This is a genomic window from Dorea amylophila, from assembly GCF_025567265.1.
In the GTDB taxonomy this organism is placed as follows: Bacteria; Bacillota; Clostridia; order Lachnospirales; family Lachnospiraceae; genus Dorea_A; species Dorea_A amylophila.
The window spans coordinates 51,322-74,132 of the sequence record NZ_JAOQJW010000001.1; the positions used below are offsets into that span (position 1 = coordinate 51,322).

Consider the following 22,811-nt stretch of genomic DNA (forward strand, 5'->3'; position numbering starts at 1 on the left):
AAGAGTTGACAATACCAAAGAATGTCACCTATAATGTTTTATAAATATTCAGTGAAATGCTGTAAAGATGCAATAATCGCCCTGAGCTTGCAGCTTAGGGCTTTTCTTTTTATTTTATAGAAAAGTAAAAAATCAAGGAGGTAGTATATGAAAAAGATCAGTGGAAATAAATTATTGGTAAAAGCGCTGAGAGAAGAACAGGTAGATACAATTTTCGGGTATCCGGGAGCCTGTACGATCGATATCAGTGATGAACTTTATAAGCAGGATTATACGAAGGTAATTCTTCCGAGACAGGAAGTAGCACTGGTACATGAGGCAGATGCTTATGCAAGATCAACCGGAAAAACAGGAGTGTGTCTGGTTACAAGCGGACCGGGGGCAACGAATCTTGTGACAGGTCTTGCAACTGCCTATTACGACAGTGTACCACTGGTATGCTTTACGGGGCAGGTGTCCAGACATTTGATCGGAAATGATGCGTTCCAAGAAGTAGATATTATCGGAATCACCAGAAGCATTACGAAATATGGTGTTACGGTCAGAAACAGGGAAGATCTCGGACGTATCTTGAAAGAAGCATTTTATATTGCAAGAACAGGAAGGCCGGGACCGGTATTGATCGACCTTCCAAAAGATGTAATGGGAGAATTGGGAAGTGCCGAGTATCCGGATGAAGTGAATATCCGTGGATATAAGCCGAATACCCATGTACATGTCGGACAGTTAAAACGTGCGGTTAAGATGCTTTCCAAGGCAAAGAAACCATTGTTCCTCGCAGGCGGAGGTATCAATATAGCACATGCCAATGAAGAATTTACGAAACTGGTGGATATGACGAATGTCCCGGTTGTAACAACAGTTATGGGACGTGGGGCGGTTCCGACTACACATCCGTTATATATAGGAAATCTTGGAATGCATGGTGCCTATGCATGTAATATGGCGGTAAATGAATGTGATCTGTTATTTTCGATCGGAACCAGGTTCAATGACAGGATCACAGGAAAGCTGCATTCATTTGCACCGAATGCACAGATTGTACATATTGACATTGATACAGCCGCAATTTCTAAAAATGTGCAGGTGGATGTGCCGATCGTAGCAGATGCCAAAGAAGCCGTTACGAAGATGTTAGAATATGTCACTCCTTGTGAGACGGGAAAATGGCTGGATACGATCGAAGACTGGAAAGCGGAGCATCCGCTGAAGATGAAAAAGAAACCGATCATGACACCGCAGGATGTTATTGAGACGATTAACCGGATCTTTGATGAGGCGATTATTGTAACGGATGTCGGACAGCACCAGATGTTCACCGCGCAGTTTATTGAGATTACAGAGAAGAAAAAGCTTCTGATGTCCGGAGGACTCGGAACAATGGGATATGGTATGCCGGGAGCGATTGGAGCGAAGATCGGGAATCCGGATACACCGGTCATCTCAATCTCCGGAGACGGTGGTTTTCAGATGAACAGTCAGGAACTGGCAACCGCAGTGTTGGAAGAACTGCCGATCATCAGTTGTATCTTTAATAATAATAATCTTGGAATGGTGCGTCAGTGGCAGAAATTATTCTATGGAAAGCGCTATTCCATGACATGTCTACGCTCGGGAGCAGCCTGCAGAGGAAAATGCGGAGAGGTTGAATGTCCTGTTTACACACCGGATTTTATGAAACTGGCAGACGCTTATGGTGCAAAAGGCATCCATATTACGAAAAAAGAAGAGATCGAGCCGGCATTCAGAGAAGCTATGAAGAGTACAAAGACACCATATATCCTGGAATTCGACATTGATCCGGAAGATCTGGTATATCCGATGGTAAAACCGGGCGGGACACTGGAAGATCTGATCATGGATTGTTAGGAAGAAGAGGACAGGAGGGAAAAACAATGAATAATAACGGTATGAAAAAACGATGGATTTCCTTATATGTAGAGAACCAGGTAGGAGTTCTGTCAAAAATCTCAGGGCTGTTCTCCGGCAAATCTTATAACCTGGACAGTCTGACTGTTGGTACGACAGAAGACCCGACCGTGTCCAGAATGACGATCGCAACAGTCAGCGATGATGAGACATTTGAACAGATCAAGAAACAGCTGAACCGTCTGGTGGAAGTGATCAAGGTCATCGATTTTACAGATGTATTTGTCCGTATGAAAGAAATACTGTATGTCAAAGTGCGAAAATGTTCAAAAGATGATAAAGTGGAATGTTTTCAGATTGCAGAGACATTCAAGGCAAAAATCATTGATTACGGCAAAGACAGTGTACTGCTGGAATTTGTACAGACGGCAACGAAAAATGATGCAGTGATCAAACTTATGAAAGAAGAATTCGCCAGTATTGAAGTTGTACGAGGCGGAAGTGTGGGAATTGAATCCATAAGTATGATGGAAAGATAAAAAAACAGAGTGCACTCTTGAATTTTAAAAACAGTAGTATTATAATAAGACAAGATGATAAATCAAACATTTGTTTAAAGGACGGAGGAGTCACAATGGAGAAGAAAAATATTGACTGGTCAAACATAGGATTTGGCTATATGAAGACAGATAAGAGATATGTTTCCAATTTTAAAAACGGAGCATGGGATGAAGGTACACTTACCTCCGATGATCAGATTACTATCAGTGAATGTGCAGGTGTACTTCAGTATGCACAGACATGTTTTGAAGGAATGAAAGCGTATACCACAGAAGACGGTCATATCGTAACATTCCGCCCGGACTTAAATGCAGCGAGAATGGCAGACTCTGCAGCAAGACTTGAGATGCCTGTATTCCCGGAAGATAGATTTGTAGATGCTATTAAACAGGTTGTAAAGGCTAATGCAGCTTATGTACCGCCATATGGATCAGGAGCAACCTTATATGTCAGACCATATATGTTCGGTTCCAGTGCTGTAATCGGTGTAAAACCGGCAGATGAGTATCAGTTCCGTGTGTTTGCAACACCGGTTGGACCATATTTCAAAGGCGGCGCAAAACCGATCACGATCAAGGTGTCTGATTTCGATCGTGCAGCACCGCATGGAACAGGGCATGTAAAAGCCGGACTGAACTATGCGATGAGCCTTCATGCAATCGTAACAGCTCATGAAGAAGGATACGATGAGAATATGTATCTGGATGCAGCAACCAGAACAAAAGTGGAAGAGACCGGTGGAGCTAACTTTATCTTTGTAACAAAAGATAACAAAGTTGTAACACCAAAATCATCTACAATCCTTCCATCCATCACAAGACGTTCTCTGATGTATGTTGCAGAACACTATCTTGGACTGGAAGTAGAAGAAAGAGAAGTTTATTTAGATGAACTTGGCGACTTTGCAGAATGCGGACTTTGCGGTACAGCAGCAGTTATCTCTCCGGTAGGAAAGATTGTTGACCACGGCAAAGAGATCTGTTTCCCAAGCGGAATGGAAGAGATGGGACCAGTTACAAAGAAATTATATGAGACATTAACCGGTATTCAGATGGGACACATCGAAGCTCCGGAAGGATGGATCTGCAAGATCTGTTAATTGTTTTACAGATGTTGAAAATGTAGAAAGAAGAGACGGGACACTGTGTAAATAGCTGGCTTGTCTCTTTTTTATACCCGGATTATAAAATCGTAAGGAGAGGTTTCATGAAACATATGTTGTGTTCAACAATGAAAAATTATAAAAAAGAATATCTTCCCAAAGATATTTTCTCGGGGATCATCATGGCAGCAGTGTCAATCCCTATCTCAATGGGCTATGCACAGATTGCCGGACTGCCTGCAGTATATGGACTATACGGTTCGGTATTCCCGATTCTGTTCTTTGCACTGTTCTCAACATCGCGGCAATTCATTTTCGGAGTCGATGCGGCACCGGCGGCAATTGTCGGAGCAGCACTGGTATCACTTGGGATTGAAAGCGGAAGTGAAGCGGCAATGCAGTATGTGCCTGTGATCGCATTTCTGACAGGAATCTGGCTGCTGCTGTTTTATTTTTTAAAAGCCGGAAGAATCGTGGACTTCATTTCGACACCGGTGATGGGAGGATTTATCAGCGGGATTGCACTGACGATTATTCTGATGCAGATACCGAAGATCCTTGGCGGAAAGGCCGGATCTGGAGAACTTCCGGAACTGCTCAGGCATATCGCAGAGACGTGCAAAGAAATCAGCTGGCTGTCAGTGGTACTTGGTGTGGGAGCGTTGCTGCTGCTTCGCATGGCAGGAAAAGTAATTCCCAAATTCCCGGCAGCAATTGTGATCATGGCAGCAGGTGTAGCAGCAACGATGTGCTTTCGTGTAGACGAACATGGCGTGGTACTTTTGGATGCGGTGGAAAAAGGACTTCCGAAGCTGGTACATTTCCATTTTGCGGGAATTGACCTGAGGCAGGCATTTGGAAGAAGTCTGATGATCGCAGCGGTTATCATGTCGGAGACGCTGCTGTCGGAAAATAATTTTGCCATGAAGAATGGCTATAAGATTGATGAAAACCAGGAGATCCTGGCTTGTGCGATGGGAAATATCGCAGCGGCATGTGTAGGTTGTTGTCCGGTGAATGGCAGTATATCCAGAACATCCATGAATGAACAGTATGAAGGAAAGACACAGGCGGTATCTGTCGTAGCGGCAATTACGATGGCAGCCGTATTGCTATGTGCAACTGGATTTATCGGATACCTGCCGGTTCCGATTCTGACAGCGATCGTAATCTCGGCACTGATGAATGTAGTAGAACTGCATCTGGCGGTGCGCTTATTCAAAGTAAGCCGTAATGAATTCTATATTTTTGTAGCTGCGTGTGTGAGCGTATTATTTTTAGGTACTATTTATGGTGTGGTGATCGGATTGCTGCTTTCTTTTGTAGCTGTGGTACTTCGTGCGACGAATCCTCCGAGGTCTTTCCGCGGTATGATTCCGGGAAAAGAGGCTTATTACGATCTTAAGAGAAACCGCAATGCATATCCGATACGCCATACGATCATTTACCGGTTCAGTGAGAACCTTTTCTTTGCAAATGTAAAGATATTCCAGTCGGACATTGAGAACAGTATCAAAGAGGATACAGAGGTTGTAATCGTGGATGCGGCTGCGATCAACAGTATTGACGTTACGGCAGCAGACCGGCTGGAAATGATGGCGGAAAATTTTGATAAGAAAGGGATCAGGTTTTATATTACAGAGCATTCCGAAAATGTAAATGAACAGATGCGCAGTCTTGGAATCGGTCATCTGATCGAGGAAGGAAAGGTCAGAAGAACGATTCTTGCAGCATTGCAGGATGCAGGTGTTGCAACACCGGGGACGAGTATGGAATCGGAGGAATCTTCGGTTATCCAGATGCCGTGGCAGTTGGAAATCCCGGCGGCAGTGCATGCGGTTCACGAAGCAATGATCCCGGCAGAAGAAGAGAATACATTAGAAGAATTCGCGTGGGCGTTCGGTGATGATGCGGTGGAAGAGATGGAAAAGAAAGTCCATCAGGTTATGGAACAGATTCACAGACTTCCGGATCTGGAAAGGCTTGCAGACGTAGGGTTTGAAGAAAAACTCAAAAACTGGCATTCACTGGGGGCGTTGGATGAAGATGAGATCTTAAGACGAATGGAAATGCATCTGGATGAACTTCCGGAGAATCTGCGTGGAGACAAAAAAGTGATCCTGCAGTTGATCGAAAAGAGAAGACGCAAGATCGAGCAGCAGTTATTAATGCATCATCCGGAGATCCTGGACCATCTGAAAAAGAACCGCAAACGATTGGAGAGACGGCTGGAAAAACAGAATCCGGAGGCAGCGAGAAAGCTGCATGAATGGGAACGGCAGATGCGGGAAAAATAGAAGAACAGTGTGAGCACAGAAATTTCCTGACGACCGGAATATGCAGGAAATATGCAGAAAATATGCAGGAATACGCCGGATAATCTTGCGTGAAAGTATATTTCTTGCTATAATACATGGGTATATCGGACAATAGTTTGCAATTTACAGGAGAGTACAGAAGAATGAACGATTTAGAAATGTACAGAGAGCAGCTGGCTCTGTGTGATGATAAGATTATTGACGCTTTGGTAGAACGTAATTCTATTATTGAAAAGATCATGGCGTATAAAGAAGAATATGGTATGCCAATCTTACAGCCGCATCAGGAAGAAAAACAGAAGAGAAGACTGGAAGAAAAACTGAAAGAAAACAAATATAAAGAAGAAATCTTTGATGTGTTTGGATGTATCTTGCGTAACAGTAAGAGAATCCAGGCAAGAAAACTCTTTGATTATAACATTGTACTGATCGGATTCATGGGGGCTGGAAAGTCAACAATTTCTGATTATCTGAGCACGATGTTTGATATGGATATTGTAGAGATGGATCAGGTGATCGCAGAACGTGAAGAGATGAGTATTCCGGATATCTTTGCTACATATGGCGAAGAATATTTCCGTGATCTGGAGACGAATCTTCTGATCGAGATGCAGTCGCATAAGAATGCAGTAATCTCATGCGGTGGTGGTGCGGCCTTAAGAGAGAAAAATGTAGCAGAGATGAAAAAGAACGGAAGAGTTGTTCTTCTTACTGCTACACCGGAGACGATTTTTGAACGTGTAAAAGACAGCAATGACAGACCGGTATTAAATGGCAGAAAGAATGTCAAAGGCATTTCAGAACTTATGGAGCAGCGCCGTGAGAAATATGAAGCGGCAGCAGATATAGTAATCAATACGGATGATAAGACAGTTCTTCAGATCTGTGAAGAGCTGGTACAGCAGCTGCAGGAGTTAGAAGAATAATATGTTTGATAGATTTTTCCCGGATCAGTATGTAGCATCCACTTATGTGATCGATTTTGAAAAATTATATGAAGAGGGTGTACGCGGACTGATCTTTGATATTGATAATACGCTGGTTCCGCACGGAGCACCGGCGGACGAGAGAGCAAAGGCATTATTTGCCAGACTGAAAGCAATTGGATTCCGATGCTGTCTGATCTCGAATAACCAGAAGCCAAGGGTAGAGATGTTCAATAAAGATATCCAGGTGGATTATGTTTATAATGCGCACAAGCCATCGACCAGGAATTATCTCAGGGCGATGGAGATTATGGGAACAGACAGAAGGAGTTCTGTGTTTATCGGAGACCAGCTTTTTACAGATGTATGGGGAGCAAAACGTGCCGGAATCCCGAATATTCTGGTAAAACCGATACATCCAAAGGAAGAAATCCAGATTGTTCTGAAGCGTTATCTGGAAAAAATTGTGTTACATTTCTACAAGAAGAGTCAGAGACACGAAAAAAAGGTTGAAAAATAATATCATGTATTATAGAATAATATGAGATGAAATTACGTAAGCGTGTATACGCGGTTTAAGGAGGATAAGGTAATGGCTAAAGTTTCAGCAGGAGACATCCGTAATGGTGTAACAATCGAAGTTGATGGAAAAGTATGTCAGGTTATTGATTTCATGCACGTAAAACCTGGTAAAGGTGCAGCTTTTGTGCGTGTTAAGATGAAAAATATTATCGACGGTGGTGTGGTAGAGACAACATTCCGTCCTACAGAGACATTTGAACAGGCTCACATTGAAAGAAAGAAAATGCAGTATCTGTACAACGATGGTGAGTTCTATAACTACATGGACAACGAGACATTTGAGCAGATTATGATCAGCGCAGATGATGCAGCAGATTCTATGAAGTTTGTAAAAGAAAACGAAGAAGTATCTATCAGCTTCTATCAGGGAAATGCATTTGCGATCGAGCCGCCGCTCAGTGTTGAACTGGTTGTAACAGAGACAGAGCCAGGTGTAAAAGGTAACACAGCTACAGGTGCTACAAAGCCGGCTATCGTTGAGACAGGTGCGAAAGTTAACGTTCCGCTTTTCGTTGATCAGGGCGAGACGATCAAGATTGATACTCGTACAGGAGCATACCTCTCAAGAGCATAAGAGTCATAAGAATTCTAAATTAAATAATTATAAAAAGCCTTGCATTTTGTGCAGGGCTTTTTTATAATCTAATTACCATAATATTTCAGAAACAATTCAAGAGATGTTCTGTTATCTCAAGCGGTAATATCACCGCAGATTTTCAAGATGATTTTTGTATATTGCTGGATAGGAAGGAGCTTTTATGACATATTTTCAGTTTATCCATGCAGTAGAGACAAAAGTAAAGAAAGAGGTGGAAGAAGAAAAAACAGTAAGCATTCATACCAATGTGAAGAATAATGGTGTGAGGAGAAGCGGTATTATGATTTCGGAAAAAGGAATCAATATTTCACCGACGATTTATCTGGAGGAGTATTTTCATCAGTTCCGGATGGGGTATCCGTTGGAACAGATTGCAAAAGATATTGTCGGATTATATGAGAAAATCCGGTTTCAGAATTCATGGGAGGACGGTGAAAAGGTAAAAGACTATGAATTTGTCAAAGATAAGATCATATACCGTCTGATAGGCAGAGAGGAGAATCAGGAGCTTTTAAAAGAAATTCCATATAAAAGTTATCTGGATCTTGCAATTATTTATTATGTACTGTTAGAGGTAGATGAATATGGCATGGCATCCATGATGGTCAGAACAGAACATATGGATATGTGGAAAGTAACGGAAGAAGATCTGTATTACCGGGCCTCTAAGAATACCCAGGAGTTACTGCCGTATGAATTTGCACCGATGCGCACGGTGATCGAAGAATTGCTGGGACTTGGGATGGAAGAGGGACCGGCAGAAAAAATGTATATCCTGAGCAATGAAATGCGTAGCTATGGGGCTGCGGCACTGATCTATCCGGATTGCCTGAGAAAGATTGCCGGTGTAGTGGGAGAAAATTTCTTTGTGATCCCAAGCAGTGTGCATGAGACCATTATTGTGGCTGAAAGCGAAGCGCCGGGCAGAGAAGAACTGGGAAGCATGATCGAGGAGATCAATGAGACACAGGTAGAGGCGGAAGAAGTACTTTCGGACAGGGCATATTATTATGACCGGGAGAGTGGAAAACTTGCGCTGTAAGATTTAAAAAGGAAAATTAAAGAAAAATATTAAAAAAGTAGAGGAAATGATCGAAAAGTGGGATGCATTTCCTTTACTTTATCTCAAAGATGTGTTAATATTACTAAGGCAATTTCATATAGTAATTGTATACGCACCCGTAGCTCAGGGGATAGAGCACCGCCCTCCGGAGGCGGGAGCGGCGGTTCGAATCCGCCCGGGTGTGTACTTTTTTTGCTATTTTTGATGGAAATTTATAGGAATTATAGAAAATATAGGAGATATGAAGTGAAGAAAATCATTGATTATATTGCAGAAGAACTTTCAGAAGCATTCGAAAAGGCAGGTTATGACAGAACGTATGGAAAAGTAACACTGTCAAACCGTCCGGATCTCTGCGAATACCAGTGTAACGGAGCGATGGCAGGAGCAAAAGCTTACAAAAAAGCACCGTTCATGATCGCAGAGGATGTTGTTGCCCTGTTAAAAGACAGTGCATGTATGGAAGAAGTAGAGGTTGTAAAACCTGGATTTATCAATATCAGACTGAAAAAGTCATTTGTTGCAGATTATCTGAATCAGATGGAAGAGACGGATAATCTCGGAATCGAGAAGACAGAACATCCGGAGATGATCGTGCTGGATTATGGCGGACCAAATGTGGCAAAGCCGTTGCATGTAGGGCATCTCCGTTCGGCGATCATCGGAGAAAGCGTAAAGCGCATCTCAAGAAAGATGGGACATGAAGTTCTTGGCGATATCCATCTTGGAGACTGGGGATATCAGATGGGACTGATCATCACAGAATTGAAAGAAAGAAAGCCAGAACTGCCATATTTTGATGAAGCGTTTGAAGGTGAATATCCAAAAGAGGCTCCATTTACAATCAGCGAACTGGAAGAAATCTATCCGACAGCAAGCGGTAAGGCAAAAGAAGATGAGACATACAGGGAGAATGCATTGCATGCGACGTATCTGTTACAGAACGGGCATAAAGGATATCGTGCGATCTGGAATCATATCATTCGTGTATCGGTATCTGATCTTAAGAAAAATTATGCGAATCTGAATGTAAGTTTTGATCTCTGGAAAGGGGAGTCTGATGCCCAGGCATACATCCCGGATATGATCGAGAGATTGAAGAAAGAAGGATTTGCACATGAAGACCAGGGAGCACTGGTGATTGATGTGCAGGAAGAGACAGATACCAAAGAGATTCCTCCTTGCATGATCCAGAAATCAGACGGAGCATCTCTTTATGGAACAACAGACCTTGCCACACTGGTACAACGTGTACAGGATTATCATCCGGACAAGGTTGCCTATGTGGTGGATAAGCGTCAGGAACTGCATTTTACACAGGTGTTCCGTGCTGCAAAGAAGACAGGAATCGTTCCTGCGGAAACAGAACTGAAATTCTTAGGTTTCGGTACCATGAATGGAAAAGATGGCAAGCCGTTCAAGACAAGAGAAGGCGGGGTAATGCGTCTGGAGACACTGATCTCAGAGATTACAGAGAAGATGTATGAGAAAATCTCTGAAAATCATTCTATCGAGGGAGAAGAAGCAAAACAGACAGCAAAACTCATCGGAATGGCAGCAATTAAATACGGAGATCTGTCAAACCAGGCATCAAAAGATTATGTATTTGACGTAGACAGATTTACTTCCTTTGAAGGAAATACCGGTCCATACATTCTGTATACAATTGTACGTATCAAATCGATCCTGAATAAATACCAGTCACAGGGAAATAGTCTGGATGGACTGAAAGTACAGGAAGCATATGCGGATTGTGAAAAAGCTCTGATGCTGGAAGCTGCAAAATATAATGATGTGATGGCGAATGCATTCCAGGATCTTGCACCGCATAAGATCTGTGCATACATTTATGATCTTGCCAATGCATTCAATCGTTTTTATCATGAGACAAAGATTCTGGCAGAAGAAGATGCCGGAAAACAAAAGAGTTATATTGCGCTTCTGAAAGTGACGAAGGATGTACTGGAAGCTTGTATCGACGTACTTGGATTTGAAGCACCGGAGAGGATGTAGGAAAAATGACAGAGAAATTATTTTATGAGGACAGTCACAGAACTGAATTTACAGCAAAAGTAATTTCCTGTGAAGAAGCGAAGGATGGTTTCTGTGTGGTGCTGGATCAGACAGCATTCTTCCCGGAAGGTGGCGGTCAGTATGCCGACACGGGCATTCTCGGCAATACAGAAGTTACCGATGTGCACGAAAAAAATGATGTGATCTTTCATTCTGTGACAGCACCATTGGAAGTGGGAAGTATAGTATCCGGTAAGATCAACTGGAAAGAACGCTTTGAGAAGATGCAGCAGCATACAGGAGAACATATAGTGTCCGGTATTGTGCATGAAAGATTTGGCTATAATAATGTCGGTTTCCATCTGGGAGCCGACTATTGTACCATGGATTTTGACGGACCGATCAGTAAAGCGCAGCTGAAAGAAATCGAGGCAGCAGCCAATGAAGCAGTATACCGGAATCTGGAAGTTGAGGTTCTGTATCCATCCAAAGAGGAATTGAAAGATATGGATTACCGCAGTAAGATCGAGATTGAAGGTCAGGTTCGTATCGTGAAGATTCCGGGATATGATGTATGTGCATGCTGTGCTCCGCACGTGAAGACAACCGGTGAGATCGGAGCTGTCAAACTGGTAAGCATGGTAAGTTATAAAGGCGGTGAACGCATTACGATGCTTTGCGGAAGACGTGCCATGAGAGACTATGAGAAAAAGGATGCCATGACAAAAGAAATTTCAACCATGTTGTGTGCGAAAGAATATGAAGTGGCAGAAGCGGTCGGCAGACTGAAGAATGAGCAGACACGTATGAAGAGTCAGATTGCAGAACTGCAGCAGAAACTTCTGAAGTTTTGTGTGGCAGAGATACCGGTGGATGAGAAGATTGTGACTGTATTTGACGGATCTTTATCGGGAAATCTTCCGAGAGAGATGATGAACCAACTGCTGGATAAAGGGGCAGTCATCTGCGCGGTATTTGCAGGAACGGACGAGGAGGGGTATCGCTATGTGATCGGAAGCAGAAGTGAAGATGTCCGTTCAATCAGTAAAACGTTAAACAGTACATTAGAAGGACGCGGCGGCGGAAAGCCGGAGATGGTCCAGGGTTCTGTGAAAGGAACAGAAGACGCCGTGAAAGAAATAATTGCACGGTATCAGTAGCCGGATGACAAGTCCTGTAGCCGGAAGAAGCTTTAAGCTTCTTCGCGGTGACTCCGGATGATCAGGCGGACCGTACGGTACAGGAACGGCTTGTACGCTTCGATAGATACAGGCTCTTCAAAGAGGATAGAATTATATCCGGTAGAACCGGCCAGTTCGAGGATCGTGAACAGCATGATGTCAATATCTTTATAATTATAGGTGTCGGCTTCTACCAGTTCAAGATATCTTTCATAAAAGATCTTGTCGGATTCTTCTTCTGACCAGAAAGCAGACTTTAAGGCACCCATTACAAGATTTTTAGAAATGAAATTCAGCAATGGCTTGTTGTTGACCAGAATATTGATGATGTCATCGATAATAAAGACAAGCTGATCTTCCAGACCGGTGATGCCGGAATTTTCCAATGCAACGGCAGCATGATCAAACAGTTCTTTTGTCTTATGTGCGATCAGCTTGTTTTTGATATCATATTTGTCCTTGAAATATAGATAGAACGTTCCTTTCGCTACACCAGCCTTTTCAACAATGTCGGAAATGGCAGTTGAATTAATTCCTTTTGTGGTAAATAATTCATATGCGGTGCGAAAGAGCGCTTCCTTTTTTTTCTTTTTGTTTTCTTCGACTCTTCCCATGAGTAATCAGACTTCTTTCTTGAAATTCTTAAATCTATAGTTCTTAATTCATTATATAAAATTCATTCGAACAAGATATTAAAGTAATATATTCAATAAAATAAGTATAACAAATTGCAGATAAGAAGTCAAAAACAAATTGACTAATGGTCATATTTTCTACGTTGCCTTTTTTACTGATAGCAGATATAATAGAAATGTTAAATATGCAAGGATTTATAAGGAGGAAGAGATGGAGGCATATACAAGTTTTGCCGAGGTCTATGATACATTCATGGATAATGTGCCATATGAGGAATGGGCAGATTATCTGGAAGACAGATTAAAAGAATATGGAATAAGAGACGGGCTGGTTCTGGAACTGGGATGCGGAACCGGAAGCATGACGGAACTGCTGGCAGAAAAAGGATATGATATGATCGGGGTGGATAATTCCGAAGACATGCTGGAAATCGCAATGGAGAAGCGTATCGAGAGTGGACATGATATCCTCTATCTGTTACAGAATATGCAGGAGTTCGAATTATATGGAACAGTGAGAGCTATTGTCAGTGTATGTGACTGTGTAAATTATGTGACAGATAAAAATGAATTGCAGGAAGTATTCTGCCTGGTCAATAATTATCTGGACCCGCAGGGAATCTTTATCTTTGATTTTAATACAGAATATAAGTACAGAGAAATTCTGGGTAATCAGGTAATCGCAGAAGACAGGGATGAGTGTAGCTTTATCTGGGAAAATTATTATAACCATACATCGATGATCAATGAATACGAACTGACATTATTTGTCCGCGAGGATGAAGAGGAAGCACTGTACAGAAAGTATCAGGAGAGTCATTTCCAGAAAGCATATACACTCAGAGAAATCAGAACACTAATTGAAAAAGCGGGTCTGAAATTCGTTGCAGCTTATGATGCGTATACAAAGAAAGCACCGATGCATACGAGTGAACGGATCACCGTGATCGCAAGAGAGCATGGTAAATAATAGAGATGAGAAGTAACTCATCGGAATAAAAATAGAAAAACAGAAGAAGGAAAGGAATATATATGAACGACTATATCGTAAGAGCAACCGCAGCAGACGGCCAGGTAAGAGCGTTTGCTGCAACAACAAAAGAACTTGTGGAAGCGGCCAGAGAACATCATAATACCAGCCCGGTGGCAACCGCAGCACTGGGAAGACTTCTTACTGCAGGAGCTATGATGGGAAGTATGATGAAGAATGATACAGATATGCTGACACTTCAGGTAAGAGGAGACGGACCGCTTGGCGGGATTACAGTTACTGCGGACAGCAAGGGAGATGTGAAAGGTTATGTAAATCATCCGGATGTCATGCTGCCGCCAAAGAATGGAAAGCTGGATGTAGGCGGTGCTGTCGGAATCGGACTTCTCCAGGTTATCAAAGATATGGGACTCAAAGAGCCATACTCCGGACAGACCATTCTGGTATCCAGTGAAATTGCGGAAGATCTGACGTACTATTTTGCCAATTCGGAGCAGGTGCCATCCTCGGTAGGACTTGGGGTGTTGATGGATAAAGATAATACAGTGGCATGTGCAGGAGGCTTCATTATCCAGATGATGCCATTTGCAAAGGAAGAGACGATCAGTCAGATTGAGGAAAATCTGAAGAATATCACATCTGTAACGGATCATCTGAAAAAAGGTGAAACACCAGAGCAGATCCTGGAAATCCTGCTTGGAAATCTCGGACTTGAAATTACAAGTACAATGCCGACAAAATTCTATTGTAATTGCTCAAAAGAAAGAGTAGAAAAGGCTGTGATCAGTGTCGGAAAGAAAGAAATCCAGGATATGATAGATGACGGTCAGGATATAGAAGTAAAATGTCATTTCTGTAATACGGCATATAAATACAGCGTAGAAGAGTTGAAAGATATCTTAAAACGCTGTAAACGATAAGGAGAAAAGTCATGAGAGACGGGTTTGTAAAAGTGGCAGCAGTAACTCCAGATATCCGTGTGGCGGATGTTGCCTATAATACACAAAATATCTGTAAGATGATTGATGAGACTGTTGCAAAAGGAGCAAAAGTTATCGTATTTCCGGAATTATGTGTAACGGGATATACCTGCAGTGATCTTTTTACGCAGGACATTTTGTTAAAGAAATCGAAAGAAGCACTGTTTAAAATAGCCGAATATACAAAAGAGAAGGATGCGATTATATTTATCGGGGTTCCACTTGCCATAGATGGAGAACTTTATAATGTCGCAGCAGCTTTGAATCATGGTAAGATCCTTGGCCTTACGACGAAGACATTTCTCCCGAATTATGGGGAGTTTTATGAAATGCGGCAGTTCCGTCCGGGACCGGATAAGGCGAGATGGATCACACTGGATGGAAAGCAGATCCCGTTCGGACCACAGCTTTTATTCGTGGCAGATCAGATGGAAGAATTGGTAATCTCCGCAGAAATCTGTGAGGATGTATGGTCGCCGGTTCCGCCAAGTACACTTGCAGCAAGAGAAGGAGCAACTGTGATCGTGAATTGTTCTGCAAGCGATGAGACGATCGGTAAAGCATCTTATCGTGAAAGCCTGATCGAAGGACAGTCAGCGAGACTGATCTGCGGATACATTTATGCCAATGCCGGAGAGGGAGAGTCTACGACAGATCTGGTATTCGGAGGACATAATATTATTGCGGAGAACGGAACAACACTTGTGGCGAGTGATCGCTTCGTAAATGAAGTGATTTATACAGAATTGGATGTGAAGCGCCTGTTAAGCGAGCGACGTAAGAATACAACATTCCAGACAGAAAAAGAAAGAATGCTGATCCGTATTCCATTTTCAATCCATGTGGAAGAGACGGAACTTACCAGAAAATTTGCTTCCAGACCGTTTGTTCCAAGTGTGATGGCAGAGAGAAATTTACGTTGTGAAGAGATTCTGACAATTCAGGCAATGGGACTGAAGAAACGTCTTGCACATGCACATGCAAAGAGTGCGGTTGTCGGAATCTCCGGCGGACTGGATTCTACACTTGCGCTTCTTGTGTCCGCAAAGGCATTTGATGCACTTGGAATGGACCGCAGTGGAATTACAGCGGTAACAATGCCATGTTTTGGAACAACGGACAGAACTTATCAGAATGCATGTAAGATGTCACTGAAACTGGGAGCAACACTGCGTGAGATTCCGGTGGGGGCAGCAGTAGAGCAGCATTTTAAAGATATCGGACATGATCCGGAAGATCACAGTGTAACCTATGAAAATTCTCAGGCAAGAGAAAGAACACAGGTACTGATGGATGTTGCAAATCAGACCGGTGGAATTGTAATTGGTACAGGAGATATGTCTGAACTTGCTCTTGGATGGGCGACTTATAACGGAGACCATATGTCTATGTATGGAGTCAATGCGTCGGTTCCAAAGACACTGGTACGCCATCTGGTCCATTATTATGCGGATACCTGTAAAGACCAGGAATTAAAAGATGTCTTGTATGATGTACTGGACACACCGGTGAGTCCGGAACTTCTTCCGCCAAAAGACGGTGAGATTGCCCAAAAGACAGAGGATCTGGTCGGGCCGTATGAGCTGCATGACTTCTTCTTGTATTATCTGCTGAGATTCAGTTATGAACCGGGTAAGATATACCGTATTGCGAGATATGCATTTGACGGTGAATATGATGATGCAACCATTTACAAATGGTTATATACGTTCTGCAGACGATTCTTCATCCAGCAGTTTAAACGCTCCTGTCTGCCGGACGGACCAAAGGTAGGAACTGTGGCACTGTCTCCAAGAGGTGACTGGAGAATGCCGAGTGATGCATGCGCGGAAGTATGGCTGAGAGATCTGGAGAAGGCGAAGCCGGTAGGGATGTAATTGGGATTTAATTTATTAACTGGGGAAGCGGCCTCTCAGTCCTTGAAGGAAACAATAGATAAGGCTTCTTGTTCAGGTTCCATACCATAAGAAACACTAAGAGAGTCAGAAGCACCTAAAAGCAAAGGAACTACGCTCAAACTCGGCGTTCGCCTCAAACACGTTCGCTTCGTTCCTTTAACGGTGCTTCTGACTCTCTAACTGTTTCTAACGGCATTTCACATTCACAATAATCCTTATCTATTGTTTCCTTCAAGTCGTGAATGGCAGCGAATGTTAATAAATAAAATGCCCGGAAGTGTAACCCAGTGGAGGCCACTACGGTTACGCAATTGCCATTTCATTCGTAAGGCATTTGATACACACGGAATAAAACTTGGAAAGGTGTTCCAGTGAATGTGAAAGAGGCGTTGGTAATTCTTAAGGGGCAAAATTCTGCGTTGGGTTTTCAAAATTTGACTGTCTGAGGCGTATGCCGAGTTTCAAATTTTGAAAGCCTGCTTTTAGCAGAATTTTGCCCCTTTAGAATTGACCCGCCGATGGAACCTGAGCAGGAACGCCTTTCCAAGCTTTATTCCGGTTCGGGTATCCACAGCCTTCCTGAATTAAATCCCAACTAATCTAATTTCAACCCTTTGAATAAATCTCCGAGACTTGTACCAATCTCCTCAGCTTTAGGAATCTCTACATGGATTTCCTCTTCTTCTTTTTTCTCTTCTTCAAGAGCTTTCATGCTGAGACTGATCTTACCGTCTTTTACGCCGATGATCTTTACATTTACCTCATCTCCGACATTTAACACATCAGAAGGTGATTTGATCCGTTTTAAACTGATCTGGGAGATGTGTACCAGTCCGGAGAGTCCGTCGCCGAGATCTACAAATGCGCCGTAGTTCTGAAGACTTTCTACCGTACCAGTTACTATGCTGCCGACTTTAACAGCTGCAATTCGGGCTTCTCTTTCTTTTCTTGCTTTTTCCTGTAGGATCTCACGTGCAGAGAGCACAAGACGGTTATTGGCTTCATCTACATCAATGACCCTGACTTCAATATCTTTTAACAGATATGTTTCCAGATCTTCGATATAAGAAAGAGATAATCTGGATGCAGGAATGAATCCGCGGATTCCCTCGATCATGGCAATGGCTCCGCCGTTCACGATTCCTTCTACTTTTACAGGCAGGATCGTGCCTTTTTCCATATAAGATTTTACTACGTTCCATGGATTTGCATCATCGAAATGTTCCTCAAGGTCAGCCATTGTAACAGCTGCTTCTGTCTGTGTTTGTTCGTGTAATAATTCTTCGCTCATAGTGTAATAATTCCCTTCTTAGTAATAGTAAGAACATGCAAATAACATGTTCTCCAGTATTAATTTCAGTATAGCATAGAACCATAATATTGTTCAAAGAAAAATACGAAATACATGGAAATAAAGGTTGACGAAACTTCAAAAAGATGGCAAGCTTAATACTTGAAGGATATAAGCAAAAGGATGTGAAAGATAAAAGATGGCTAAAAAAGAAGAAAAAATATACGTTGTGGGACATAAGAATCCAGATACGGATTCCATCTGTTCGGCAATTGCCTATGCGAATTTAAAAAGAGAAATAACCGGTAATGATTATGTAGCCAAAAGAGCCGGTCAGATAAATGAAGAGACACATTATGTATTACAGAAGTTTGGGGTAAAAGCACCGACACTTCTTGAAAATGTAAAACTGCAGGTAAAGGATATGGATATCCATCAGATTGATGGTATCGGTCCGAATGTGTCTATGAAAGATACATGGATAAAGATGAAGGAGAATAATATCAAGACCATTCCTATATTAAGAGACGAAGAACTTCTTGGTGTGATTTCCACAGGAGATATTGCAACATCTTATATGGAAGTATATGATAACATGATCCTTTCCAAAGCAAAAACACAGTACCGTAACATTATGAATACACTGGATGGAGAGATGGTAACCGGTAATGAACACGGATATTTTACCAAAGGGAAAGCGGCAATCGGTGCGTCCAGTCCGGAACTGATGCAGGAATTTATTGAAAAGGATGATCTGGTGATTCTTGGAAACCGTGTAGAGTCACAGATGTGTGCCTTGGATATTGATGTAAGCTGCATGGTTGTCTGCCAGAATGCGGAGGTTTCAAAAGAAGTGATCAAGCGTGCAGATGAACAGAGTACGGTGATTATCAGTACGCCACACGATACATTTACCGCGGCAAGACTGATCAACCAGAGTGTCCCGGTTAAGCGCTTTATGACGAAGGCACCTCTGATTTCTTTCCATATGAGTGATTATGTGGAAGATATCAAGGAAGTGATGGCAAAGAAGAAGTACCGTGATTTCCCGATCATTGACAGACATGGAAAGTTCAGGGGGTTCATATCCAGACGTCGTTTTTTAAATGTAAGTAAGAAGAAAGTAATTCTGGTAGATCATAACGAGAAGAATCAGGCTGTAGACGGTATCGAAGAAGCAGAGATTGTGGAGATCATCGATCATCACAGACTGGGAAATATAGAGACAATGGGACCAGTGTTTTTCCGTAACCAGCCAGTAGGATGTACCGCAACGATTGTATATCAGATGTACAAAGAAAATGATGTGGAGATCAAGCCGACAATTGCAGGACTTCTGTGTTCGGCAATTATTTCAGATACACTTTTATTCCGTTCACCGACCTGCACACCGCTGGATGAAAAGATTGCCAAAAAACTGGCGAAGATTGCGGGTATCAATCTGGAAGAACAGGCACAGGCGATGTTCAAGGCAGGAAGCAGCCTTGCCGGAAAGACAGCAGAAGATATTTGCTTCCAGGATTTTAAACAGTTTACAGTCAATGATATGGTATTTGGCGTAGGACAGTTGAATTCCATGAGTAAAGAGGAACTGCAGAAAGTAAAAGAGATGCTGACACCATATCTTCCGAAAGTACTGGAGAAGAATGGAGTGCAGATGGTGTTCTTTATGCTGACAGACATTCTGGATGAGTCGACAGAACTGTTATGCTGTGGGGCAAGGGCAAAAGAGTATATCATTGATGCATTTGACCTGAAAGAAAACACGGAGAAGATGATCTTAAAGGGTGTGGTATCTAGAAAGAAACAGCTGATACCGACTTTGGTAAGTGAATTACAGCAGTAAAGGAAACGGGGGAGAAGACATGGCAAAGCAGATCTGGAAACCGGGGAATATGCTGTATCCGCTTCCGGCTGTGATGGTAAGTACTGCAGATAAATCCGGCAGATCGAATATCATAACAGTTGCGTGGACAGGAACAGTATGTACGAATCCGGCGATGCTGTATATATCTGTAAGACCGGAACGATATTCGTACAATCTTTTGAAAGACAGCGGAGAGTTTGTAGTAAATCTGACGACCGAGAAGCTGAAAAAGGCAACAGACTGGTGCGGTGTACGTTCCGGTCGTGATGTCGACAAATGGAAAGAGATGCATCTGACGGCCGGCAAAGCGTCAAAGCTTGATCATGCACCGATCATAGAAGAATGTCCGGTGAACATTGAGTGTAAAGTAACAGAGATAAAAGAACTTGGTTCGCATCATATGTTTCTGGCAAAAGTAGAGGCTGTTCAGGTAGGAGAAGAATATCTGGATAAAAAGGGAAGACTACAGCTGGGAAAGGCCGGACTTTTGGCATATTCTCACGGAGAATACCTGACATTGGGAAAGACTCTCGGAACATTTGGATGGAGTGTCAGAAAGCTTTCTGCGTCGGGAAGAAAAGCGGCATCACGAAAACGAAAGAAATAAAAACAAAATAAATGTAGGGCGTCAGAATGCTGACGCTTTTTTTAATTCCATGCGTTCGAAATAAGGGTATGAGCATGGAATTTTCTGTCTTTGCATATAGTAAAATGAAATGGTGGTATGTGGGGACAGCATGGAATTAAATCGGGATTATGAATCTGCTGCAATATATAAATGGCGGAAGAAGAGAAAGAAAGCATTTGTTTTGTTCATTTGCATAGTTGGAATCTGTTTTCTTGTGACAAGGATGGTGCGGGTGGAAGATAAGACAACGGTGAAAGTTCATAACATGCATACGGAACAGAATGAAAAAGCCATTCGGTATGTTGCATCAAATATGATAAAAGAGGATCCAAAGATTGCAATTACCTTTGATGACGGACCAAGTCCGGCATGGACTCCGCAGCTTCTGGATGGATTGAAAGAGCGGAATGTAAAAGCAACATTTTTTCTGATCGGAGAAAACGCAAAAAATAATCCGGAACTGGTAAAGAGGGAAGCGGAAGAAGGACATCTGATAGGCAATCATACCTATCATCATGTGGAAATCACACGGGTGCCGGATGAGACGGCACAGGAAGAAATACTGATGACCAATGAAGTGATCACCGGAATTACCGGAGAGGAAGTCTCTTATATGAGACCGCCGTTTGGAGTCTGGCAGAAGAATCTGGAGAGGAAACTGGATGTCATGCCTGTGTTGTGGACCATAGATCCACTGGACTGGACAACGGACAATGAAGACGAAATTATCAATAAAGTAGTGACGCAGGCGGGGGAAAATGATATTATTTTATTACATGACTGTTATGAATCTAGTGTGAATGCAGCACTACGTATAGTGGATATTTTGCAGAAAGAAGGGTTTGGATTTGTAACAGTCGATGAACTGATAATGAATTAGAGTTGTACTCTTGTGGTTCAACTAAATGGAGATGAAAGAATGGATTTATTTGATTACATGCGGGAGCAGAACATGGAAAAGGAAGCTCCGCTTGCATCCAGACTGCGGCCGACAACATTGGAAGAAGTAGTAGGACAACAGCATATTATAGGAAAAGACAAATTGCTTTACAGGGCGATCAAGGCGGACAAATTAAGCTCAGTCATTTTTTATGGTCCTCCGGGAACTGGGAAGACAACGCTTGCCAAAGTAATTGCCAACACGACCAGTGCGGAATTTATCCAGATCAATGCAACGACTGCGGGTAAAAAAGATATGGAAGAAGTGATTGCCAAAGCAAAAGAGATGCAGGGAATGTACCGTAAGAAGACCATCCTGTTCGTAGATGAGATCCACAGATTTAATAAAGGACAGCAGGATTATCTGCTTCCGTTTGTGGAGGATGGTACGATCATCCTGATCGGTGCAACGACGGAAAATCCGTATTTTGAAGTAAATGGGGCACTGCTTTCAAGATCGAGCATTTTTGAGTTGCAGCCGCTTGCAAAAGAAGATATTAAGACGTTGATCACGAGAGCGGTCTATGACACGGTAAAAGGTATGGGAAGTTATCAGGCAGTGATAGAGGAAGATGCATTGGAATTTCTTGCAGATATTTCCGGCGGGGATGCCAGAAGTGCATTGAATGCGGTTGAACTTGGTATCCTGACAACAGAACGGGGGGCAGACGGAAAGATTCATATAACACTGGATGTTGCGTCCGAATGTATTCAGAAACGGGTAGTCAAATACGATAAGACCGGGGATAATCATTACGATACGATCTCTGCATTTATCAAAAGTATGCGGGGTTCTGATCCGGATGCGGCAGTGTATTATCTTGCAAAAATGCTGTATGCAGGAGAAGATATCAAGTTCATAGCCAGGCGTATTATGATCTGTGCATCGGAAGACGTCGGAAATGCAGATCCGATGGCACTTACGGTAGCAGTATCTGCGTCCCAGGCAGTTGAAAGAATCGGTATGCCGGAAGCACAGATCATCCTTTCGCAGGCAGTCACTTATGTGGCAACTGCCCCAAAGAGTAATGCCTCATATATCGCAATCGCTGATGCAATGGCAAGTGTGAAGAGGACAAAGACGACTGTTCCGTCACATCTGCAGGATGCTCACTATAAAGGAGCACAGAAACTGGGACACGGAACCGGATATAAATATGCTCATGATTATCCGCACCATTACGTAGAACAACAATATCTTCCGGACGAGATCGCAGGAGAAAAATTCTATGTGCCGTGTGAGAATGGACATGAGAGAAAGATTAAAGAGTGGATGCAGTATATTCGGGAGAATCAGTAATTCCGGAATGTCATTTATTAACCGGAACGGCCTCTTTCTAAAAAATATCTAAACAGTGTTGACAAAAAT

19 protein-coding genes and 1 tRNA gene are annotated in these 22,811 nt (G+C 42.6%); 18 read left to right on the forward strand and 2 right to left on the reverse strand.

Going from position 1 to position 22,811, the window contains the following annotated elements; genetic code table 11:
• The first annotated feature begins 147 nt into the window (after positions 1-147).
• From ilvB to OCV72_RS00300, 11 genes are all read left to right on the forward strand, one after another.
• Complete coding sequence (ilvB, locus tag OCV72_RS00250; protein WP_055280993.1) at positions 148-1,869, forward strand: biosynthetic-type acetolactate synthase large subunit; 1,722 nt, start codon at positions 148-150, stop codon at positions 1,867-1,869.
• Positions 1,870-1,895: 26 nt separating this feature from the next.
• Positions 1,896-2,408, forward strand: coding sequence for an acetolactate synthase small subunit (ilvN, locus tag OCV72_RS00255; protein ID WP_055280996.1), 513 nt, complete (start codon positions 1,896-1,898; stop codon positions 2,406-2,408).
• Between the two features lie 95 nt (positions 2,409-2,503).
• Complete coding sequence (locus tag OCV72_RS00260) at positions 2,504-3,529, forward strand: branched-chain amino acid aminotransferase (RefSeq protein ID WP_028086675.1); 1,026 nt, start codon at positions 2,504-2,506, stop codon at positions 3,527-3,529.
• 107 nt (positions 3,530-3,636) lie between these two features.
• The gene (locus OCV72_RS00265) at positions 3,637-5,829 is read left to right on the forward strand and encodes a SulP family inorganic anion transporter (protein ID WP_055280998.1); all 2,193 of its coding nucleotides are present in this window, start codon (positions 3,637-3,639) and stop codon (positions 5,827-5,829) included.
• 164 nt (positions 5,830-5,993) lie between these two features.
• Entirely contained in the window at positions 5,994-6,776 is a 783-nt protein-coding gene (locus OCV72_RS00270) for a shikimate kinase (protein ID WP_055281000.1), read from the forward strand.
• A 1-nt stretch (position 6,777) separates the two neighbouring features.
• Positions 6,778-7,296: a YqeG family HAD IIIA-type phosphatase gene (locus OCV72_RS00275; protein WP_028086672.1), complete on the forward strand. Its 519-nt coding sequence runs from the start codon at positions 6,778-6,780 to the stop codon at positions 7,294-7,296.
• 72 nt (positions 7,297-7,368) lie between these two features.
• Positions 7,369-7,932, forward strand: a complete 564-nt coding sequence (efp, locus tag OCV72_RS00280) for an elongation factor P (protein WP_028086671.1) — start codon at positions 7,369-7,371, stop codon at positions 7,930-7,932.
• A 184-nt stretch (positions 7,933-8,116) separates the two neighbouring features.
• Entirely contained in the window at positions 8,117-8,998 is an 882-nt protein-coding gene (locus OCV72_RS00285) for a DUF5688 family protein (protein WP_055281002.1), read from the forward strand.
• A 133-nt stretch (positions 8,999-9,131) separates the two neighbouring features.
• Positions 9,132-9,203: transfer RNA gene (locus tag OCV72_RS00290), tRNA-Arg, on the forward strand.
• Positions 9,204-9,265: 62 nt separating this feature from the next.
• Entirely contained in the window at positions 9,266-11,032 is a 1,767-nt protein-coding gene (gene argS, locus OCV72_RS00295) for an arginine--tRNA ligase (RefSeq protein ID WP_055281004.1), read from the forward strand.
• A gap of 5 nt (positions 11,033-11,037) precedes the next feature.
• Positions 11,038-12,192: an alanyl-tRNA editing protein gene (locus tag OCV72_RS00300; RefSeq protein ID WP_055281006.1), complete on the forward strand. Its 1,155-nt coding sequence runs from the start codon at positions 11,038-11,040 to the stop codon at positions 12,190-12,192.
• A gap of 32 nt (positions 12,193-12,224) precedes the next feature.
• On the opposite strand, the gene OCV72_RS00305 is transcribed toward OCV72_RS00300, so the two are convergent.
• The gene (locus OCV72_RS00305; RefSeq protein ID WP_055281008.1) at positions 12,225-12,827 is read right to left on the reverse strand and encodes a TetR/AcrR family transcriptional regulator; all 603 of its coding nucleotides are present in this window, start codon (positions 12,825-12,827) and stop codon (positions 12,225-12,227) included.
• A gap of 232 nt (positions 12,828-13,059) precedes the next feature.
• On the opposite strand from OCV72_RS00305, the gene OCV72_RS00310 reads away from it, so the two are divergent.
• From OCV72_RS00310 to OCV72_RS00320, 3 genes are all read left to right on the forward strand, one after another.
• On the forward strand, positions 13,060-13,818 hold the full coding sequence (locus tag OCV72_RS00310; RefSeq protein ID WP_055281010.1) for a class I SAM-dependent DNA methyltransferase: 759 nt from the start codon (positions 13,060-13,062) through the stop codon (positions 13,816-13,818).
• Between the two features lie 62 nt (positions 13,819-13,880).
• On the forward strand, positions 13,881-14,759 hold the full coding sequence (gene hslO / locus OCV72_RS00315; protein ID WP_028086666.1) for an Hsp33 family molecular chaperone HslO: 879 nt from the start codon (positions 13,881-13,883) through the stop codon (positions 14,757-14,759).
• 11 nt (positions 14,760-14,770) lie between these two features.
• Positions 14,771-16,696 carry an NAD(+) synthase gene (locus OCV72_RS00320; RefSeq protein WP_055281012.1) on the forward strand — a complete coding sequence of 642 codons (1,926 nt, stop codon included), beginning with the start codon at positions 14,771-14,773 and terminating at the stop codon, positions 16,694-16,696.
• Between the two features lie 616 nt (positions 16,697-17,312).
• Here OCV72_RS00320 and OCV72_RS00325 read toward each other — a convergent pair.
• Positions 17,313-18,008 carry a S1 RNA-binding domain-containing protein gene (locus OCV72_RS00325; RefSeq protein ID WP_055281015.1) on the reverse strand — a complete coding sequence of 232 codons (696 nt, stop codon included), beginning with the start codon at positions 18,006-18,008 and terminating at the stop codon, positions 17,313-17,315.
• A gap of 199 nt (positions 18,009-18,207) precedes the next feature.
• Here OCV72_RS00325 and OCV72_RS00330 point away from each other — a divergent pair, with 199 nt between their 5' ends.
• The 4 genes from OCV72_RS00330 to OCV72_RS00345 all read left to right on the forward strand — a co-directional run bounded on the left by OCV72_RS00330 (position 18,208) and on the right by OCV72_RS00345 (position 22,742).
• Complete coding sequence (locus OCV72_RS00330; RefSeq protein ID WP_055281017.1) at positions 18,208-19,854, forward strand: putative manganese-dependent inorganic diphosphatase; 1,647 nt, start codon at positions 18,208-18,210, stop codon at positions 19,852-19,854.
• Between the two features lie 19 nt (positions 19,855-19,873).
• Positions 19,874-20,482 (forward strand): flavin reductase family protein, encoded by a 609-nt coding sequence (locus OCV72_RS00335; protein ID WP_055281019.1) that lies wholly within the window; start codon positions 19,874-19,876, stop codon positions 20,480-20,482.
• Positions 20,483-20,768: 286 nt separating this feature from the next.
• Positions 20,769-21,383 (forward strand): polysaccharide deacetylase family protein, encoded by a 615-nt coding sequence (locus OCV72_RS00340; RefSeq protein ID WP_044924795.1) that lies wholly within the window; start codon positions 20,769-20,771, stop codon positions 21,381-21,383.
• A gap of 39 nt (positions 21,384-21,422) precedes the next feature.
• A complete protein-coding gene (locus OCV72_RS00345; protein WP_055281021.1) occupies positions 21,423-22,742 on the forward strand; it encodes a replication-associated recombination protein A in 1,320 nt (439 codons plus the stop codon).
• Positions 22,743-22,811 lie beyond the last annotated feature (69 nt).

Bases quoted from the DNA above. Each gene is read 5' to 3' on its own strand.
- OCV72_RS00305 (WP_055281008.1), bottom strand. From the start codon at position 12,827: ATGGGAAGAGTCGAAGAAAACAAAAAGAAAAAAAAGGAAGCGCTCTTT.
- efp (WP_028086671.1), top strand. From the start codon at position 7,369: ATGGCTAAAGTTTCAGCAGGAGACATCCGTAATGGTGTAACAATCGAA.
- OCV72_RS00320 (WP_055281012.1), top strand. From the start codon at position 14,771: ATGAGAGACGGGTTTGTAAAAGTGGCAGCAGTAACTCCAGATATCCGT.
- OCV72_RS00340 (WP_044924795.1), top strand. From the start codon at position 20,769: ATGCATACGGAACAGAATGAAAAAGCCATTCGGTATGTTGCATCAAAT.
- OCV72_RS00285 (WP_055281002.1), top strand. From the start codon at position 8,117: ATGACATATTTTCAGTTTATCCATGCAGTAGAGACAAAAGTAAAGAAA.
- OCV72_RS00325 (WP_055281015.1), bottom strand. From the start codon at position 18,008: ATGAGCGAAGAATTATTACACGAACAAACACAGACAGAAGCAGCTGTT.
- OCV72_RS00260 (WP_028086675.1), top strand. From the start codon at position 2,504: ATGGAGAAGAAAAATATTGACTGGTCAAACATAGGATTTGGCTATATG.
- OCV72_RS00265 (WP_055280998.1), top strand. From the start codon at position 3,637: ATGAAACATATGTTGTGTTCAACAATGAAAAATTATAAAAAAGAATAT.
- OCV72_RS00310 (WP_055281010.1), top strand. From the start codon at position 13,060: ATGGAGGCATATACAAGTTTTGCCGAGGTCTATGATACATTCATGGAT.
- ilvN (WP_055280996.1), top strand. From the start codon at position 1,896: ATGAATAATAACGGTATGAAAAAACGATGGATTTCCTTATATGTAGAG.
- OCV72_RS00345 (WP_055281021.1), top strand. From the start codon at position 21,423: ATGGATTTATTTGATTACATGCGGGAGCAGAACATGGAAAAGGAAGCT.
- OCV72_RS00330 (WP_055281017.1), top strand. From the start codon at position 18,208: ATGGCTAAAAAAGAAGAAAAAATATACGTTGTGGGACATAAGAATCCA.
- OCV72_RS00300 (WP_055281006.1), top strand. From the start codon at position 11,038: ATGACAGAGAAATTATTTTATGAGGACAGTCACAGAACTGAATTTACA.
- OCV72_RS00270 (WP_055281000.1), top strand. From the start codon at position 5,994: ATGAACGATTTAGAAATGTACAGAGAGCAGCTGGCTCTGTGTGATGAT.
- OCV72_RS00275 (WP_028086672.1), top strand. From the start codon at position 6,778: ATGTTTGATAGATTTTTCCCGGATCAGTATGTAGCATCCACTTATGTG.
- ilvB (WP_055280993.1), top strand. From the start codon at position 148: ATGAAAAAGATCAGTGGAAATAAATTATTGGTAAAAGCGCTGAGAGAA.
- OCV72_RS00335 (WP_055281019.1), top strand. From the start codon at position 19,874: ATGGCAAAGCAGATCTGGAAACCGGGGAATATGCTGTATCCGCTTCCG.
- hslO (WP_028086666.1), top strand. From the start codon at position 13,881: ATGAACGACTATATCGTAAGAGCAACCGCAGCAGACGGCCAGGTAAGA.